The sequence below is a fragment of the Verrucomicrobiota bacterium genome (genome assembly GCA_034440155.1).
In the GTDB taxonomy this organism is placed as follows: domain Bacteria; phylum Verrucomicrobiota; class Verrucomicrobiia; order JAWXBN01; family JAWXBN01; genus JAWXBN01.
The window spans coordinates 25,500-43,075 of record JAWXBN010000128.1; the positions used below are offsets into that span (position 1 = coordinate 25,500).

Genomic DNA, 17,576 nt, shown 5'->3' on the forward strand with positions numbered 1-17,576 from the left:
TATCGGGTTCGGGATCAAGGCTACCTCCCGTTTGAATAAAAAATGACCAAAGCTTTTCAGTTTCCTTCCAACGGTCGATGGGAGCAAGCCGGTACCACTCAGCCTTTGGTAATGTCTTCAGGGTTCAACATTGAACCAATAAGTAACACGATTAGAAGATCGTAGCAAGAAACGACTCTCGGCGAATATTGCTGAATAATAAGCTAGTTTTCTGAGGGCGGCAACCATATCATGCGGTTATGCACCGCATTCGCGATCTCAGGGAATACATCGAAACCCTCCGTGAACTTGGAGACTTGTGCGACATCGACCATGAAGTCGACCCTTACCTAGAAATGGCCGCGTTTACCCGTCTTGGTTACGACCAGCCGATTCCAGCTCCAGCACCGCTTTTTACCAATATTAAAGGAGCCAAACCCGGAATGCGCGCCCTTGGAGCTCCAGGAGCCCTGAGTTCCCTTCCGAATAACCCGGCGGCACGTGTCGCGCTTTCCGTCGGCCTACCGATCAACGCCACTTGGTTACAAATCGTTGAGGCGTTAGTGGCGAGCCGGAGTAAACCAAAGATCCCTCCGAAGCTGGTCGAGAATGCCCCGTTTAAACAGAACATCCTACGAGGAGAGGCGGCCACGCTCGATATTTTCCCGATTGGTACGCTTCATGAGGGGGACGGTGGGCCCTATGCGAATACCTGGGGGACGATCGTCGTGCGTTCACCCGACGCCAAATGGACAAGCTGGTCGATCGCTCGCATTGAGAAACTCGATGGCAAACGTATGACTGGACTTTTCCAGAAGCCGCAGCATATCCGCATGATCTGGGACATGTGGGTGGCGATTGGCCGTGAAATGCCATTCGCCCTTTGCCAGGGCTGTGAACCGGGGTTACCATTCGTTTCCGCAATGCCTCTGGAAGATTGGATCAGCGAATCCGACTATTTGGGAGCTCATTTCGGCGAGCCGATCGAGGTGGTCCGGTGTGAGACGGTGGATCTGGAAGTCCCAGCAAGCGCGGAAGTCGTCATCGAAGGATATGTTTCGCTTGTCAACGACTCAATGGAGGGGCCCTTCGGCGAATATCAAGGCTATCAGGCCACCGAGACGGGGATGCAACCCACCTACCATATCAAATCCATTTCCTACCGGGATGGCGCCATCTGGCCTTTCGTTCCCGAGGGCAAACCTGTGGACGAGTTTCACACCTGCGCAGGGCTTGGTTTTTCTGTTGAGGGTCTAGGGCTTTTGCGCGAGGCGGGTCTGCCCGTCACCATGGCCTGGACGCCATTTGAGACTGCGGTGAGCTGGCTCATCGTGACGGTGTCGCCCGATTGGCGCCAGAAGTTACCAGGAATTTCTTCCATGGAGTTTTCCAAAAAAATAGCGTCGATCATTTGGGGGTCGTTGTTTGGACACTGCATGGAGATCCTTTACATCCTCGATGACGACATCGACCCGACGAACATGAAGGATCTTTTGTGGGCGATCCCCACGCGCTGTCACCCGACCGAGCGACAGTACGTCGAAGTGGGCCTGATATTACCGCTTCTCACCTGTTATTCGCACCAAGAACGTGAAGCAGCCCGTGGGCCGAAAATCGTGCACGACGGCTTGTTGCCGGAGGAAGGTCAGGGGCGTTGCAAAATTTCAAGTTTCAAAGGGGACTACCCCGAAAGCGTCCGCGAGCGTGTGCTGAAACACTGGCGCTGGTAAGGCGTTCGGCTCATTGGCTTGGTCTGATATGATTCCCCCTCCCCTTCGGTGTCATTTACTTTTTTAGGCTACTCGTGAGCCAAGTCGTTTTTGACTCGGCTCTTTGAAAGATTCGTTTTTTTTGAGGAGCATTCTTCGCAATGTCATTTTTTTTTAGCATACTGCCAGATAAACTCTGGCATCTTTAAGACAGGTTCACTTTTGGTACCTGTTGGATCTCAAACGGGGCATTAAAGAAGTCGGCCTGCCTGAATCCAAAAAGTTTGGCATAAATGATTTCCGGAATCTTTCCGCACCGGGTGTTATAATTTTCCACACTGTTATTATACCCTTCCCGCATCAAGGCGATTTCATTTTCCAGTGATGTCAGCGTCCGGGCTGTCTGGCTGAGGACTTCGCTGGCTTTTAAATCAGGATAAGCCTCCCTGATAGCAATAAAACTCGTGGTGAAATGGTGCTCTGCCTGTGCAAATTGCGTAGCCTCCGCCGAGGAGAATTGTTTCTGGCTCCCGAGCAAATTGCGCATTTGGGCCAGGGACTCCTGGACGGGACTTTCGTGCTGGAAATAGGCCTCTGCAATTTGCGTCAGCATCGGGACGAGGTCTGCCCGCTTTTTCAGGGACACATCTATATTCGCCCAAGCTTTACGCACCCTTTGCCTCAAATCGACGAGGTCATTAAAGACCAGCACCACCATGACGAGGGCAAGATAAGCAACTGGCACTAATCCCGCCAGCAAGAGATTCGACGGGGCAAAGCTCCCCGCAAACCCAAAAAGCATGAGGGCAAAAAGAATCAGGGTATTAATACTGGTGTTATGCCAGAGGATGGCATCCTTCGCATAATACCGTTTGATTGTCTGTTCTGGTAAGTTCGCCAAGATAAAGGGTTCCTTCAAATCCGGTTTGGTAATATAAAGGGAGCTCCCTGTGAACGGGTCTACTTGGGCGGCCCCGAGGATATAAGCTTGGTCACCTTCTTGAACCCAATTTTCCGTGTATCGCATATCACCATCTTTCGAGACAAGCTGGTGATTCGTAAAAATCTTTGCACCCTGGGGGTCCACCCTGATCTGACCGGACTCATCACGGCAATAAAATATTTTTACTTCTTTGTCATCTTGTAGTGTCACCCACTTGGAGTTTTTACCTGAGCCTTTCTTTTCCTCGACCTTATAATGATAATAACAACAGGTCTGTCCGCTTAAAGGTCCCACTAATTTCTGGTCATCATCGGCAAATGAAACCACTCCCACAGTCTCGGCGAGTCCGTAGCTGATACCCGCAGGTTTCGCCGTCGTCACATTGTCGATGAATCGGCGGATACGTAACTGACCAAATCCAAACCACGCTGCTATCAAGGCCACAAGCAGAGCCCCCGCACAAATACTCCCCGCGAGTAAAAAACTAAAACGAGCTGTTTTCTGTTTCCAACGCAGCTCATTATCCAAGGGATAGTCAACACATGGGAACTGCTTTTCAAATCCTGACAACCCCCACATCGGGAGGAAAAGATTTTCCGGAAAAGAGTATAAAGTCTCCCGTGTCCTTTTAGCGGACGCAATGAGCTCACTCCTGATTTCAACGCGCCTCGGAGACATGGTATTTCCCCACAAAGGCAAACCATCCTCCTTCTGTACCATGAGATCGGCCATTTCTTCCTGGTGCTTTAGTCGTTCCACCGCGGCAATAGCGTCGCGATGCATCATGGTGTAACCGAAATAAGCCAAAGAGCCGCCTAATATCACCGCCAGCATCACCAGATATACCATGGGCCGATATGCCCCGAGTATCCCGCAAAAGACCACCGTCGCCAGCGACCAGCAAACCAATGCCCCCCAGACCATCATCACTCCTTTAAAGACAATCGACACACGCTCCGCCACCTCCGTGCCCGTGGTAATAATCGGCACATAAACCCCGGGTTCCTGGAATCCAACTTGCAATATCCCCCGCTCATTAGCTTGGGCAAACCCAAAGAGGGTAATGACCTCCCCTCCCTGCAAATATGTTTCCGTATGCCTGAATTTCCCGTCGATATTCACCTGGTTGCGGGTGAGATTCCATTTAATGCCATCCGTGGGATTAATCACGATTTGGCCGGTTTCATCATTCAGGAGGAACGGGACAGACTCCGATTTCCTCTCACGGACTTTCCAGGAAGTGTCCCCATCGGAATCCTTGGTTTCTTCTTCTAGCGTGTAACTATAGTGGAGGCACGGGGCATGCGTGTAGGGTGTATGAACCTGGGCATTAAAGATTTTCGTCGTGCCGCGCAGGTGGACCTCTCCAGGAATAACCCCGATGACTTTACCCTCAGGCAACCGGGCCAACTCCCTGGTTTTACGGATGGCATCAAACCCGAACCTTTGAAGGAGGATTCCACCCCCGATCAAGAGCAAAGCCATTAAAATGAGAAAAAAAACTTTCATCGGATCAGGCTGAAATCAAAATCATATTTGCATACGGGATAGTGTCTCCGGTCCGGATCAGACCAATCGCCTGCGGCACCCGCTTTTTGAAATCAGGATGGAACTCATAATCCACATTAATCCCTGTCAAAGCCCGCGCAAATTGCTCCCGGGTCTCCTGAGAGTAATGGGAGATAAACTCCTCAGCCATGTAGGCCTGATCAAAAGTCGCTTGCCCGCGTAGAGCCTCTAAAGCCCGGAGGACCCTCGGGACACCATCGACCAAGGTAATATCGACTGTTTCGATCCCGGCCAAAAAGGAAACTCGCCGGTCGGCAATGACCAAGGCATTTGTATGACGTATCCGTGATAGGGGAAAAAGGATATGTGGATTAAGAATTTCTGTTTTCAGCATGGTTAACCCCCTTATTGTTTTGATGGATTATAGACCGATCATCCTAGAAAATAGAAGTTCTTTCAATAGGTCGATAAATTGATAAAATAATCGGTTGAAGAGATATTTCGACCGTGCAAATGTCGTGTCCACCCCCCCAAAAAAAACAACCATGCTTAAAAACAAACTCTATGATCAATTTTTTTTCCGTCTCGCAGCCCTGCTTTTTTTATCGATGATCGTATGCGCCTGTTCCGACGAAAAGAAAACCGCCACAATTCCTCCCCCGGATATGGATGCCAAAACACTCTATCAAACAGGGGCCGTAGCATATAAAATGAATTGTGCCGTCTGTCATTCCAGCGGCTCAGGCAGCCTACTGGCACCTGATTTGGATAAATCACCCGTGGTCTCTGCAAAGAATCCAGCGCAACTGGTCAATACGATCCTCAATGGCCAAAAAGGCAGCAGCACTATAAATGGTAAAAAATTCAGCAACGCCATGCCCCCACTTAATTATCTCAAAGACGAGGATATCGCCGCTATCAGCACTTACATCCGTGCAGAATTTGGAGGCATCGAGACCCCTCCGGTGCAACCAGCACAAGTCAGAGCCCTGAGAAATTAAATCACTCGTCCTTCCGGTATTGCCGCGGGCTTTTTCCTGTCTCTGCTTTAATCCACCGACAAAAACGGGCGGGATCCTTGAATCCGCAAAGTATCCCAATCTCCTTTATCTGCCGTTTTTCGTCCCTGATCATTCCTAGTGCCTTGCGCAAGCGGATCTGCTGTAAATAATGTTTAGGTGTGACTTTGTATTCCTTTGTAAAAAGGACGATAAAATGATTCATACTCAAGGAGTGGTAACGCGCAATTTGCGTGATACTCATCGGATTTCCATAGTTTAACTCGAGGTAATCTGCTGCTGATGCCAGCACCCGCGAGTGCCTGTTTGTTTGCACTGCTTTTATTTTCTTTGTAGGGGACCCTTTACTCTGGGAGCGATCCATCAGGATCAAAAGCTCGATCAGTAATAACCGTATCCGGGCCGGGCCGTGCAAATTGCGCCCACCTTGCTCTTTCTGCAAGGCACGGAAAACCCTCAGTATTTCATCAAAATCACCTTCCATCGAAAGAACCCGTTGACAGAGTGATCCCGTGAGATAATCAGACCATTCCGGGGAACCCACTGAGAAACCCACCCAGCCCAGCTGGTGAAGGCCTTGTTTACGGTTTGACTCCACATGCTCTTGACCGGGGGGGACTAGGAGCCCTTGCCCCTCCTTGAGGGTGATGAGTGAGGACTGACCATATTCACAATCACATTCACCTTTTATGATAAGTCCCAACTCGAAAAAATCATGGCTATGGACGTGATTGCGGAATAATCCCCGGACCTCGCGGGGCATTTCCATGAGTAGTTTTAAGTCCAGAAAATCAGGATTAAATTGGTGGAATTCCATATATTTTATATTCTAAGCTATTTTTCGTGCAAAAGATCAATTATTTCATGATTTTGTACAAGTCTTTTCCGCTGACTTTCACCCGTTGTCATGCATGATCACACTCGGACATCCACAGGAGAAAAATAAAAATGATGAGCAGAAAAATCCGTTGGGGAATACTGGGAACAGGAATGATCAGTGATGCACTTGTCCGGGCCATGCCTACAAGTCAAACCGGCATCCTCGCTGGAATCGCCAGCAGGAACCTATCCAAAGCCCAAGAATGGGTCGAAAAACACGAGCTCAAGGATCCAGTCAGGGCTTATGGCTCTTATGAGGAGCTACTTTTAGATAAAAATATTGATGCCGTCTATATCGCCCTCCCAAATAGTGTGCACTGCCAATGGGTCGTGGCTGCTGCATCTGCGGGCAAACATATCCTCTGCGAAAAACCCCTCGCCAGTAATTATGCAGAACTTATGGTCATGCTGGAGGCCGTCCGTGCTAACGGAGTATTCTTTATGGAGGCATTTATGTGGCGTTGCCATCCCGGCACTGCCGCCTGGGTCAAGGACATCGAGAATGGAGCCATTGGACAACTCCGTCTCATCGAAGCCCAGTTCTCCTTTAACTGTGGGGAAGGCTCCTCTAGCAACCGGCTTTCCCGTGAATTATCCTATGGTGGTATCATGGACGTTGGTTGTTATTCCATCAGCGCGGCACGCTTAATCGCTGGGGCAGCTGCCGGCAAGGAATTTGCCGATCCGGTAGAGTTATCCGCTTTTGCCCATGTAGGGAAATCAGGTGTGGATGAATGGTCCACGGCCATTGCTAAATTCCCCGGGGACATCATTGCAAACCTTTCCTCCGGGCTCATGGTTACCCTACATAACTCCATCCGGATTTACGGATCTAAAGGCCATATGATTATTCCAAGCCCTTGGTTCAGCGATGGCAAATACTCCATCCAACTCGATGGACAAGAAATACAAAATTTCGAAGTCACAAGCGACAAAAACCTCTATACCCACGAAGTGGATATTCTTGGAAACTCAGTCCTCGAAGGCCGCACACAAGCCCAAGCCCCTGCAATGACATGGGCCGACAGTATCAGCCAGCAAAAAGCCCTTGATCAATGGCGTAAAGCCGCCGGAATCAAATTCCCCGTGGAAGAAGATGATACTCTCAAAAAATCGACCCTCTCGGGAAAACCATTACAATTTGCTTCATCAGATCATATTCCCATGGGTAAGATCGATGGATTAGACAAACCCTTGAGCCGCGTCATCATAGGGTCGATGTCCCTGCGTTTTGATGACATGGCCTACACCACGGCTATCCTCGATCACTATTTTGAAAAGGGTGGCAACGGGGCCGATACCGCATGGGTTTATGGTCCAAACTGCGAAAAAGCCCTTGGTCATTGGATCAATTTGCGCGGGGTGCGTGAGCAATTTGTCATTCTCGGTAAAGGAGCCACTCTGGCATGCACAAACCGGGCCTTCCACGATCCGGGATGTGATCCCGAGACACTGGTCAAACAACTCCACGAATCCCTTGACCGTTTGGAAACCGATTATCTGGACATCTATTGCCTTCACAGGGATAACCCCTTGATCCCCGCCAGCGAATTCGTCGACTGTTTAAATGAACTCGTTCGTGCCGGTCGCATTAAGGTCTTTGGCGGGTCGAACTGGAGCACAGCTCGTATCGATGAAGCCAATGCTTATGCCAAGGCAAAAGGATTAAAAGGCTTCAGCACGATCAGTAATCACTTTTCCCTCGCCCAATGGAACGAACCGATGTGGGGAAGTTGTTTCAGCTCCTCGGACCAGTCATCTATTGAATGGCTCAAAAAAACAGGGATTCCCCTTTTGGCGTGGTCGAGCCAGGCCTCGGGCTTTTTTACAGGGGCCTTTGACCGCGATACTCCGCCGGAGAGGGATGCCTGGACCCGGGAAGTCTCGCGTGTCTGGTTTAATGAAGGGAACTTCCAAAGGCTTGAAAGGGCACAGGACCTCGCGAAGAAAAGAAATGTCACGCCCACACAAATTGCTTTGGCATACGTCTTAAACCAGCCCTTTAATTGTTACGCCTTGATCGGGCCAAAAACAATCGAGGAAATCCGGACTTCATTGCTCGGCATTCATCTGGAGCTTACTCAAGAGGAACTCTCTTGGCTGAACCTCGAAACTAACCACCTTTAAGCAATTCTTTTATCCTCGCCTTGCTTTCAGGAGACATTGTCCGGTGGGTTCGTTGGCCGAACTCGAGGGCATTTATCCTGGCTGCTTTGCGCATACCATTTAATTGTCTCTCATAACGTCGGCAGAAGTGACAGGCAATACCATGAATATGATATTTGATTTTCTCGAATAAAGTCAACCGCCGGTCAAATGATGCTGAAACAATTTGCGTATGCACATCACAAGACATGGCGACTTTGTCGAGCAACCAAAAAACAGGGGCTACCATTGTTCTGCTAAGATTAATCACTGGTCATCACCTCCGGTGGCTTTTGCAGGAGAGACAAACCAGTTCAGCTCCAGACAACGCCTCAGTAAAAAGCGGCAGCGGTGCAGCAGTACCCAGAGATTACTCTCACTGACTCCTGTTACCGCACAGATCTCAGATGTATCCAAACCGTCAATCTCACGCATGATATACACTTGAGAGGCTTTAACCGGGAGTTTACCGACACATTGCTGTATCACTACCCAAAATTCGCTATTTTCCAGGCACTGTGAAGGTGATGGTGCCCAATCAGCCGGGGAATGGTTTGGATCTAAATCCCAATGTTTATGCTTATCCATGAGTTCATGGCTACATTGCTCATAAGATTCATCCACGGGAATACCCTTGAAACGTGCACCCTTCCTGTAGTGTTCCATGATTTTATTCCTCAAAATACCCGTCAACCAAGTCCTCTGAGTTGAGCGCCCCTCAAAGGCATCCTTTGACTTTAATGCTGTCAAAAATGTTTCTTGGACAAGATCTTCAGCATTATGTTCCGAGGAGACACGTGACAAGGCATAACGGAATAGATAATCCCCATGAAGATCCACCCATTGATTCTCATCATTCAAGGGTAGTGGTGTAAATTTAGTGATATCCATGAGGCCAATCTTTATCTGTTATTATTAAGTCTGTGAATATTTTTTACAGGTTTTTCCCCTGATTAATTTATCTAATGAAAGGAACCCCGGGCCGAAAAGAAAAAGAATGACCATGGCCAGAAGAAATAAAAATGGGGCCGCAGACATAAAAGGTTCAGGATCTCTAAAAAGCATTCCAAGCTCCTCCCTGTGTGCCGTCAAATAAGCAACAATAAGTGTTCCCATGAGTGGGATGGAGATCAATCTGGTACCGAGTCCCAAAATAATCAATATCCCCCCGACAAGTTCCAAACACCCCACAAAAGGCGCCTGATATTCGGCAAGAGGAATCCCAAGCCCCCTAAAAAAGTCAGTGACCTGATCTAAATGCTGTAACTTTCCAAAACCCGTGCGGAAAAAACCATATCCCCAAATAAGCCTGACTGCCAATAGGAAAAATGATTGGAGCCATGGCATCGCTACCCCTGCTTTTTGGGTAAAATCACACGCGCATGATATGAGACAAACATGTTTTTGATCTTTAAGGTTCATTATTTTACCCTCCCTTTTGATTGTTTTGTCCGGCATTCAAGCCAGAGCTCTTTTTTCCATGAAGCAAACCATTTTTTAAAATGAATCAGTAACAGTTCTCCCTCTGGTAAATCCCGAGGCAAGGCAGTAATAGCATCCCCTAACGTCACCCCTTTAGTAGCAAATTGCTGGAGGCAGCTATACTCCACAAATGACATTTCCTTACACCGAACCTGATAAGAAGTCGTTCGATACACAGCAAAGTAACGTTCCTGATTCTCCTTTAATAATAATGACAAAGGCTTTCGCCCACCTTTCTTCGCCAGTGCAAAAATGCGATCTAGTGGGAAGGATGCCCTCACTAGGCGCACAGACGGGGTGAGATAGAATTTTGCACGAGCAATTTCCTCTTCAGTTTGAGGAAAGGGTTTGCCGTTGTGTTCTGCCGCATCAAAACTTTCGATCATCGCCCATTCAAGCTCAGCCATGTTACGAGCTGCCAGATGAGTAGGCACTGATTGATCTCGGTGCCTGGCGATATACCCGGAAAAATACTTTCCTAATCCCTTTAATGTCCAACATCTTGATGGGATTTTCTTCAGGTATTCATCGACTAGTTGATGGTAATTTGCTTCACCCAAGATGATGGAAACCCCTTCAAAATCCTCCCTCAATGATTCAGTAATACGGAACCAATACTGTCTGCGATAAATTTCGAGTCTTTCGACTGCCGTGATCCGTTTACCATCCTTTACCTTCGCCACCGCCTGACGTCCCTGGAATGAAGCCGGCAAATCCGACCCGCGCAAATTGCGCATGGAATCTACTCCTTCAAGCAAAGGAACCCTCAAAGCTCCCATCCAAAGCACTTGAGTCTTCTTTAATTTTGATTGTTTAAGCGAAAATTTGCCCATGAAACGAACCCTCCAAATATTTTTCGGCTTTCCTCGCTTCATCCCAGACTTCCTCGAAGGTGGGGATTTTATCGTCCCACTCTAATAAAGTGGGGGTCGGACCGAAAAGCCCGATTGCTTTTTGATACAAGGCCCAGACATCGTCAATTACCGGTGCGTCATGGGTATCTAAAATAAATTTTTGGTAATGAGAATGTCCTGCGATATGGATCTGGGCCACTCGTTCTGGAGGAATACCCGTGAGATAGTCGAATGGATTAAATCCGTGGTTAAACGACGAGACATAAATATTATTCACATCGAGTAATATCCCGCAGTCAGCCATCTCCACGACTTCCGTTAGGAACTCCCATTCCGTCATTGTCGACTCGTGAAATTCCGCATAACTACTGACATTTTCAATAGCCACGGGTCTTTCAATATAATCCTGCGTTTGTCGGATTTTTGCGGCAGCAATCCGTACGGCTTCTTTCGTGTATGGAAGCGGTAATAAATCATGGCTATATGTCCCGTCCACACTCCCCCAGCAAATATGGTCTGAGACCCAAGGCGCATGTGTCCTTTTCAAAAGTCTTTTTAGTCTCTTTAAATGATCCTTGTTAAGAGGACCTACTGAACCCGGGTAAAGGGAAACCCCATGCTGAATGACTTGATAATCAGACAGGATCTTGTCGAGGATCGCCAATGGACTCCCCCCATCGCCCATGTAAGTTTCTGAAATAATCTCAAACCATTCAACCGGCGGTTTTTCACTCAAAATATGATCATAATGCGGAACCCTTAATCCTACACCCACACCGAGTGTCGAAAATGCATTAAAGCGGTTTGATGACATGTGATGGTTTGAATTTAAAAAATTAGATAAGAGTGATGAATGAGAAGTTTAACCATGAAAGGTCTGAAAACCCCCTCCCCCATAAACCGAGGAAGGGGTGGATTCTAAATCAAAAAACTACTTTTTTGCACTACATCCATCTTTTGACTTACAACTGTCTTTGTCTTTACTGCCATCTTTTGACTTACAACTGTCTTTGTCTTTACTGCCATCTTTTGATTTGCAACCGTCCTTGCCTTTACAGCTATCTTTGCTCTCGAGCTGTTTTGTCGTACCTGCAATATTATTATCCATAGCCATTACAGCTCCGGTGCTTGCGGTCATTAATCCTGCGATAGCAGCGGCGACGAGAAGGTTCTTATTCATTTTCATAATGTGAGTCCTATTATTTGTTTGTTTAATTTTGATGACCAAGTGAACGTATGATTAAAAATTCACGGTTTCGTAAATAAGTGTCCGGTCAGTGCAAATCCTTACAAAAAACTTTAGGAATTTTTTATTTATCGTGTAAGTGACTGTTTACCAATAAGAAGCGTAAATGTGATTCTTAAAAAAGAATGGGGCCTATCCATAAAGAACCACCTAAAAACGTAACCAACCCCGGGTTTTCATGAAATATAAGACCAGCGCAACAAGCATCGCTGCCCAAAAACAAACATTACCGAGCGTCACAGGAAAATTTATCCCCTCGACATTCATCCCTAAAAAACCGCCAAGGGCGGTCGGGATAATCGCAATGGCAGTGGCGACCGCCAGTAATCCCATGAACCTATTCATCTGGAATGAAATGAGATTCATCCGGAGTTCTAACCCCGAGCTGGTACTATCGTAAAGCTGGTTAAATGCTTCCGCCGTGTAATCACAGGTGTCCGAAAAGAGATTGTACATCGACGCAAAATCGGGACTGTCGAAGGGGAGCTTGACCTTGCCATTTTCAAGCTTGTCAAAGATATGACGGAGCCGCCACAAATCCGATTTCATCCCCGCCAGAGATTGCTGGAGGTGATAAATCTTTAAATAAGTCGTGTCCCGTGGACGGTCGAGGGGCAGCATCTCCCAGCCGCGCAATTCGCTCTCCAGCCTGGTCGCGATATCTTCATAACGTGCCAGCAAGAGCTTAAACATACCTAGCGTCAGGCGGGCGTGTAAAGGTTGACCCGAAATAAAGTCTTCAGCAGTCAAAAGTTGGCAAGCCGTATGGACAATTGAATGGTGGTCAGCGGAGACAATGAGAAGGCTTTGTGCCGTACAGACAAAAAGGAAAGGGACCGGCTCAATATAAAAATTGAGGGCATCATGTTCCGCGAGGGTAGGTAAGGATCCGGAGAAGACAAATGTGCTGCCTAACCGGGAAATACGGGGGTAGCTGGTCTTCGCCAAAGCACTTTGAATAAATGAAGCCGGCATGGACGGGGTGGCCAAGCTTTCCGCTAGCAAACCTGAATCATCAAAATCGGCACAATAACTCCCCACGCGGACGGGGTCACTCATCCAAGCCACAAAATCATTTTTACTCAGGTCGACAAATGACACGGTCTTGTCTGAACCGACCTCTAACCGGTGAAATCCAATTTCCCCGGAACCACCATGCGCATCAAGAGACGTATCCGGAAGCAGAAGCTCGCGGGTACTGCGGTACCCAAAAAAAAGAATCGGTGTCAGTCTCAAGAAATGGAGCGCCGCACTATGGACAAGCATATCCGAGACACTGGGCAGGAGTGAAAGTAAACACAGGGAGATAATCCCGATATCTAATAAACGCCTGACCGTAAAGATATACTTCGCCTTCTGCTTCGAAAGACAAAAGGAAGCGAGGTACTCAATCGCAAAAACAAAAATCACACCATACTGAACGGTTTTGCAAACCTCCCTCCACTCTAAGTCCGTGGTAAAAAAAACATCCTGGATAGCCAGTGCCAAGGCGAATATCGCAAGAACCCCTTGATTCTCATCCCTCAACAGCCGCTTCACTTTTTCAGCCAACTTTCTGATATTCATATATTGATTAAATCCGCCGGATTACAGATACCATCCATCAGTCCCATGGCGCACAATTTGCGCTCAAATAACGATGAAATCAATCTCTCTTTTCAGCGAATACCCCGTAGTAAGCAGGGCCACTTGCCCGTCACACGTTAAAGTAATCCGGCCCGACACATTCTGAAGTTCAGGATTCCTCCGCCCCACTTCGCACTCAGAACTGTATTTTTTTGGCTCCCCCACGCGTCTTGGCGGTTAATCTGTGTTTGAGGAAATTTTAGAGTTCGCCGCGGCGCATTTTGTTATAGGTGGCCAGTGCCAAGAGAGGCCAGCTGAGGCGGTAGAAATCGTATTTCAGGTAGAATACCCTAGGGAAACCTGTCCCGGTAATCGCATCCTCTTTCCATTCTCCGTTAGGTTCTTGTGTTTGGATGAGATATTCGATTCCTTTGCGGATACTATCACGGTCGAGGTCACCACAGGCACAGAGTCCCATGAGTGCCCAAGCCGTTTGTGAGGGTGTGCTCTGTCCTTGTCCACGGGTCGTCGGGTCTTCATAGGTATGACAGCTTTCTCCCCAGCCTCCGTCATCATTTTGGCAACTTTCCAGCCAGTCACGGGCGCGCAAGACCCAGTCCTGCCTCATATCAATGCCCAGATAAAACAGACCTCGCAATACCTGCCAAGTGCCGTAAATATAATTCACACCCCAACGTCCATACCAAGAACCATCTTCTTCCTGAGTGTCTTTGAGGTATTTGAGGGCTTTGCGAATATTCGGGTGATTCTGGTCCCAATGGAATAATCCGCACATTTCCAAGATGCGTGCCGTGATATCGCTACAGGACGGATCGAGAATCGCATTATGGTCCGCAAACGGGACGTCCTCGAGCCAGGACTTCATGACATCCTTGTCAAAAGCCGCCCACCCACCGTCTGCACATTGGAAACTCATGATAAAACGACTCCCCCGTTTGATCGCCGCGGCTTTATCGTTTTCACGGGTGAGGGTCTTGACCCGGTCGAGGGCCATGAGCACCATGGCCGTGTCGTCCACATCGGCATAATGTTCATTGCGGAATTCAAAGGCCCAACCGCTGGGTTCGGCGGAGGGATTCTTATGGACCCAATCACCTTTGATTTTAATTTCATTATCCAGTAACCACTCAGCTGCCCTGGACAGCTGGGGATGGTTCTCAGGTACTCCGGATTCACGTAGGGCAATCAGCGCGATAGCCGTGTCCCAGACCGGGGAAAGGCATGGTTGGATTCTGAAATCATTATTCTGCGTATCGTTAACGTAGAGCTTTTCAATCGCCTTGATCGAGCTGACCAACCAAGGATGATCCTCAGGATAACCCATTGCCTGCATGGCAAAAACTGAAAAAAGGGTACTCGGGAAAATCCCCCCTATCCCGTCGGCTTTCTCGATACGTTCACCCATCCATGCTTCACACTTTTTAATGGCCTTGCGACGGAGGAATTTGATCGGGTGGTTATTATAAGCTATCAGGATTTTATTCACGAGCAGGAATCCATTACGCAGGCTAAAAAGCTTTTTACTCCGTTTGAGGGAAAGATCGCTATTTTCCGTGCCGACCGGGAAAAGCTCATGGAGCTGCATATTTGTCGGCAAAACGCGGGTGGGCTTTAGGTCATTAATAATCGCCAGAGGGATGACGATAGCCCGGCTCCAAGAGGAGATTTCGTAAATATTAAAGAAAAGCCAATCAGGCAGGAGAATGATTTCCGGGGGGATCGCCGGGATATGTTTCCATGGAAATTGCCCGATCAGGCCTAAGGCCAGCTTCGCATAGGTATTACATTTCGGGATGCCACCAAGACGTAAAATATTATTACGGGCATGTTTCATGAGGGGTTCTTCAGCTTTGTACCCCGCTAATTTCAGGGCGGTATAGGCCTTGATACTCGCATTGATTTCACTCGGTCCTCCTGGATAAATCGTCCATCCACCATCTTGTAACTGCCTGTCCAATAAATGCTTAACCAGCTTATCTTTCAGTACGGGATCGACCTTATCCTGCCAAACCATCCAGATCATGAGGTCACTGGCCAAAGTGGTATCCACAAATAACTCCCCGCACCAGTATTTCTCCTCCAGCTGAAGCTTTAAAATATGATCCTGGGCGAGTTTCATGGCCGTATCGACTTTTTGCTCGATACTCGGAAGAGAGATAATATCAGGTTCCTTCAGTGTTGTCCGTACTTGGGAATGAGATTCAGTGTTGTACTTTAAAGCCATTTTTTTATTAGAACAAATTGCTGCGAGTCTTTCAAGGTTTCTTAACCATCACTTTTCCCCTCAAAAAAACACTCCCCTATCAGCTCTTTTTAAATGTGAGTCTATCAAAACATAACATATTCTTATTAAATACTTTATAAATTAATAAGACTATTCTTTCTCACGAAATTAGCGCAAGGCTTTGACCGTAAGTAACCGCGCGCCCGCCTCACGGAGAACGGCTTCATCCTTGGCGAAGTGGAACCGGATCAAATGATTTACCGGCTCCCGGAAAAAGCTCGACCCCGGCACACCGGTGAGGCCAATGGTTTTGACCATCCATTCCGCCGCCTCGGTATCCGAAGCGAAACCCAGGGGAGATATATCTACCAATACAAAATAAGCCCCCTCGGGCTTTGTATACTCAAGTCCAGTTTGTTCCACGGCCTCGACAAAGACATTTTTCTTCTGGGTGTATGCTTCTGTCAGTCCAGTATAATAAGAATCCGGTAATTCCAAACCCACCACTGCCGCCTCTTGTAAGGGTGCCGCCGCACCCACTGTCAGGAAATCATGGACTTTTTTGGCTTGGTCGATGACTTGTTTCGATGCCATGACATACCCCAGACGCCATCCGGTGATGGAATACGTTTTAGAGAGCGAACTGCACGTGATTGTCCGGTCGAAAAATCCGGGAAGTGAAGCCATCATCGTGTGTCTGTGCGGGGCAAAGATAATGTGTTCATAAACCTCATCCGTAATGATAAATGCATCATGCTTTTCAGCGAGGTCACCGATTTCAAACAATTCCTCCCTAGTAAACACTTTTCCACTCGGGTTCGAGGGATTACAGACGACGATTGCTTTGGGTTTCTGGTCGAATGCCCGCGCAAGTTGCTCCGGGTCATAACGAAAATCAGGTGGATGCAGGGGCACATAAATCGGCTCGGCTCCTGAAAGGATCGTGTCGGCGACGTAATTCTCGTAGAATGGCGAAAAAATGATGACTTTATCACCGGGATTACAAGCCGTCATCATCGCCACCATCATGGCTTCCGTGCTTCCACAGGTCACGACCAGATTCCCGTCAGGATCGACTGGCACACCGGAAAAATGATTAATCTTCCGCGCAAGGGCTTCCCGGAATCGGGGTGCCCCCCAAGTCATCGCATATTGGTGGAATGGCCCCCGCGCCGCTTTTTCAAGGGCCCGGACCAAAACCTCCGGCGGATTCCCGTCAGGAAATCCTTGTGCGAGATTAATCGCCCCGTATTCATTCGCCAATCGGGTCATCCCTCGGATGACGGACTCGGTAAAAACATTCAATCGTGATGCAGTCACTGGCATAGGACGCCCATTCTTAGAGGATTGCCCCCGCTGATGCAATATTCCAGAAGGATTGCGATAGGGGGGAAATTGGTGGGCCCACAAGGATTTGAACCTTGGACCAAGGGATTATGAGTCCCCTGCTCTAACCACTGAGCTATAGGCCCTTCCTGTGAAGGATTTTTCCTTTTTAACCACTTTACGCCCTTTCGTCCAGCGCGGAATGCAAAGAACAAAACGAGCGAAATTAGCTCTCCGTGCCCGGTGGCGAGTCAGATGCGTGTGTTCCCCTAGAGGGCAAGTCGCTGGGAAAAGTCGCGGGCCGCTTGCCCGACACGGTGCGCAAGTTGCTCACGCGAAGCGCACAAAGGAAAAGGAATTTCTCGGCACAGGGAAGAGAAACCTGATCGTGATATTCCTGCTGGATCCCATGGCTACGGTCCGAGCGAGAATCTCGACCCTCCCTATTTCATCATCGTGCGCTTCGTGGCTTCGTGGTGCAATTTGCTGCGGTGTGCCGAGAAACCTCTTTTGTGTAGGGCGACCGGCTCGGTTACCAAATGTCGGATGTCGCCGTGAAACTCTGACCCGTGGCAAGTGAGGGCCGCTTGCCCTACACACTCTGCTGACTTAGTACTGAGAACATTCTCCTCCCCCATGCTGGTCCGAGCGAGAATCTCGACCCTCCCTATTTC

At 48.4% G+C, this 17,576-nt stretch carries 16 protein-coding genes and 1 tRNA gene; 3 read left to right on the plus strand and 14 right to left on the minus strand.

Annotated elements, in window-relative coordinates:
- The first annotated feature begins 239 nt into the window (after positions 1–239).
- Positions 240–1,709, plus strand: coding sequence for a UbiD family decarboxylase (locus SGI98_12965; GenBank protein MDZ4744314.1), 1,470 nt, complete (start codon positions 240–242; stop codon positions 1,707–1,709).
- A 184-nt stretch (positions 1,710–1,893) separates the two neighbouring features.
- Here the strand turns inward: SGI98_12965 and SGI98_12970 are convergent, their stop codons facing one another.
- Positions 1,894–4,140, minus strand: coding sequence for a LemA family protein (locus SGI98_12970; GenBank protein ID MDZ4744315.1), 2,247 nt, complete (start codon positions 4,138–4,140; stop codon positions 1,894–1,896).
- A 4-nt stretch (positions 4,141–4,144) separates the two neighbouring features.
- Positions 4,145–4,534 carry an RbsD/FucU domain-containing protein gene (locus SGI98_12975; protein ID MDZ4744316.1) on the minus strand — a complete coding sequence of 130 codons (390 nt, stop codon included), beginning with the start codon at positions 4,532–4,534 and terminating at the stop codon, positions 4,145–4,147.
- Between the two features lie 151 nt (positions 4,535–4,685).
- Here SGI98_12975 and SGI98_12980 point away from each other — a divergent pair, with 151 nt between their 5' ends.
- A complete protein-coding gene (locus SGI98_12980; GenBank protein MDZ4744317.1) occupies positions 4,686–5,141 on the plus strand; it encodes a cytochrome c in 456 nt (151 codons plus the stop codon).
- 1 nt (position 5,142) lies between these two features.
- On the opposite strand, the gene SGI98_12985 is transcribed toward SGI98_12980, so the two are convergent.
- A complete protein-coding gene (locus tag SGI98_12985; GenBank protein MDZ4744318.1) occupies positions 5,143–5,976 on the minus strand; it encodes an AraC family transcriptional regulator in 834 nt (277 codons plus the stop codon).
- Positions 5,977–6,110: 134 nt separating this feature from the next.
- Between SGI98_12985 and SGI98_12990 the strand changes: the two genes are divergently transcribed.
- Complete coding sequence (locus SGI98_12990) at positions 6,111–8,165, plus strand: aldo/keto reductase (GenBank protein MDZ4744319.1); 2,055 nt, start codon at positions 6,111–6,113, stop codon at positions 8,163–8,165.
- On the opposite strand, the gene SGI98_12995 is transcribed toward SGI98_12990, so the two are convergent.
- From SGI98_12995 to SGI98_13045, 11 genes are all read right to left on the minus strand, one after another.
- Positions 8,152–8,433: a hypothetical protein gene (locus SGI98_12995; protein ID MDZ4744320.1), complete on the minus strand. Its 282-nt coding sequence runs from the start codon at positions 8,431–8,433 to the stop codon at positions 8,152–8,154. The genes SGI98_12990 and SGI98_12995 overlap by 14 nt on opposite strands.
- A gap of 17 nt (positions 8,434–8,450) precedes the next feature.
- The gene (locus SGI98_13000; protein MDZ4744321.1) at positions 8,451–9,074 is read right to left on the minus strand and encodes a sigma-70 family RNA polymerase sigma factor; all 624 of its coding nucleotides are present in this window, start codon (positions 9,072–9,074) and stop codon (positions 8,451–8,453) included.
- Positions 9,075–9,098: 24 nt separating this feature from the next.
- Entirely contained in the window at positions 9,099–9,605 is a 507-nt protein-coding gene (locus tag SGI98_13005) for a DoxX family protein (protein MDZ4744322.1), read from the minus strand.
- Positions 9,605–10,498 (minus strand): putative DNA-binding domain-containing protein, encoded by an 894-nt coding sequence (locus SGI98_13010; GenBank protein ID MDZ4744323.1) that lies wholly within the window; start codon positions 10,496–10,498, stop codon positions 9,605–9,607. The genes SGI98_13005 and SGI98_13010 overlap by 1 nt, the downstream gene beginning before the upstream one ends.
- Entirely contained in the window at positions 10,479–11,333 is an 855-nt protein-coding gene (locus SGI98_13015) for a DUF692 domain-containing protein (GenBank protein MDZ4744324.1), read from the minus strand. The genes SGI98_13010 and SGI98_13015 overlap by 20 nt, the downstream gene beginning before the upstream one ends.
- A gap of 117 nt (positions 11,334–11,450) precedes the next feature.
- Positions 11,451–11,699, minus strand: a complete 249-nt coding sequence (locus SGI98_13020; GenBank protein ID MDZ4744325.1) for a hypothetical protein — start codon at positions 11,697–11,699, stop codon at positions 11,451–11,453.
- 216 nt (positions 11,700–11,915) lie between these two features.
- A complete protein-coding gene (locus tag SGI98_13025; GenBank protein MDZ4744326.1) occupies positions 11,916–13,331 on the minus strand; it encodes a CorA family divalent cation transporter in 1,416 nt (471 codons plus the stop codon).
- A gap of 259 nt (positions 13,332–13,590) precedes the next feature.
- Positions 13,591–15,576, minus strand: coding sequence for a squalene--hopene cyclase (gene shc / locus SGI98_13030; protein ID MDZ4744327.1), 1,986 nt, complete (start codon positions 15,574–15,576; stop codon positions 13,591–13,593).
- A gap of 168 nt (positions 15,577–15,744) precedes the next feature.
- Complete coding sequence (locus SGI98_13035; protein ID MDZ4744328.1) at positions 15,745–16,902, minus strand: aminotransferase class I/II-fold pyridoxal phosphate-dependent enzyme; 1,158 nt, start codon at positions 16,900–16,902, stop codon at positions 15,745–15,747.
- Positions 16,903–16,972: 70 nt separating this feature from the next.
- Positions 16,973–17,048, minus strand: a tRNA-Ile gene (locus SGI98_13040).
- Between the two features lie 297 nt (positions 17,049–17,345).
- On the minus strand, positions 17,346–17,576 hold a 231-nt coding region (locus SGI98_13045; GenBank protein ID MDZ4744329.1), incomplete at its 5' end, for a hypothetical protein.